This window comes from Pseudomonas sp. FSL R10-1350 (assembly GCF_009600525.1).
Lineage (GTDB): Bacteria > Pseudomonadota > Gammaproteobacteria > Pseudomonadales > Pseudomonadaceae > Aquipseudomonas > Aquipseudomonas helleri.
Genome location: NZ_WIVR01000155.1, coordinates 1 through 1,391, shown reverse-complemented (window position 1 = coordinate 1,391; position 1,391 = coordinate 1). Strand labels below are relative to the sequence as shown.

At 62.6% G+C, this 1,391-nt stretch carries 2 protein-coding genes; one reads left to right on the top strand and one right to left on the bottom strand.

Going from position 1 to position 1,391, the window contains the following annotated elements:
- The first annotated feature begins 3 nt into the window (after positions 1-3).
- Entirely contained in the window at positions 4-141 is a 138-nt protein-coding gene (locus tag GHO25_RS25590) for a cupin domain-containing protein (protein WP_256677338.1), read from the top strand.
- Positions 142-191: 50 nt separating this feature from the next.
- Here the strand turns inward: GHO25_RS25590 and GHO25_RS25585 are convergent.
- The coding region (locus GHO25_RS25585; RefSeq protein WP_153393355.1) for a gamma-glutamyltransferase family protein at positions 192-1,391 on the bottom strand (1,200 nt) is incomplete at its 5' end.

Here is a 1,391-nt window from a genome sequence, read left to right as displayed (position 1 = left end):
GAAATGACCGTGGGTGATGAGATCCGCGTGCTGTCGCCGGGGGATGCCTACTACTTTGACAGCCGTTTGCCGCACCGCATGCGCAATCCGTTTGATGAAGTGTGCATTGTTGTCAGCGCCGTCTCACCGCCCACCTTCTAATCTCTAAACAGGGGCAGCCGTCGTGGCTGCCCCTTTTGCGTGGTGGCGTGCTAAAAAGTCGCTACTGCGCCGTCAGACCTCGGGTCTGCTCCACCTTCAACGCTGCCATCGGTGGATCTGAACGCGCACCCGGCATGCCCGCAGGTTTCATCGAAGTCTTCGAGCAGTTCGATCTCGTGGCCCATTTCGCGCAAGCGTTGCAACGTGTCCGCAGCGAAACGGTTTTCCAGCTTTAACGTGTCGGATGACTGCCCCCAGGTTCGCCCCAGCAACCAGCGCGGCGCACTGACTGCCGCCTGGGGGTTGAGCCCATGCACCACGGCGCGGGTAAACACGGCGCACTGGTTTTGCGGTTGGCCGTCACCGCCCATGCTGCCGTACACCATCACGCGGCCATCGTTAAGGTGAGCCAAGGCCGGGTTGAGGGTATGGAAGGGCTTCTTGCCCGGTTTCAGGCAATTGATGTGAGCCGGATCAAGAGAGAACGACGCCCCACGGTTTTGCCAATTGACGCCGCTGTCCGCCAAGACAATTCCCGAACCGAACTCGTGATAAATGCTCTGGATCATGGAGACGGCGTTGCCGTGCTGATCAATCACGCCCATCCACACGGTGTCGGCGGGGCCCTTGCCAGCGCCCCATGCCGCCGCCTGATGCGGGTTGATGCGCCGGGCCAGATCATCCAAAACAGGGCGCTGTAAAAAGCTCGCCGGGTCGACCTGCATGTGCAAGGGGTCGGTGATGTGCGCGTCACGCACCTTGAACGCCTGTTTGGTCGCCTCGACAGCGGCATGCACGTAGTCAGGCCCGAACGGGTCGGACGTGCTACCGGTGACGCGGTCCATCAGCCCGAGAATCAATAGAGACACCAGCCCCTGGGTGGGCGGCGGCATGTTGTAGACCCGCCCCAGGCTGTGCTCCAGCATCAGCGGACGGCACTCGATGGCTTGATGTTGCTGGAAGTCGGCTCGGCGCAGCGGACTGCCTGCGGCCTGAAGCGCTGCCGACATCTGCTGCGCCAGGTCGCCACGGTAAAAGTCGGCCAGCCCGGCGTGTGCCAGTTGATCGAAGGTCGCCGCCAGGCGCGGTTGCCGGAACAGGCTGCCGATCTCGGGCACTTGACCTGCGTGTAGAAAAGTCTCGGCAAACCCCGATACATCGCGCAGCTCGCCCGCCTTGGCGAGGGTGCTGCGGTGCTGACTGGCGGTCACCGGGACGCCATGGCGGGCGTAGAAAATCGCATCTTCCAG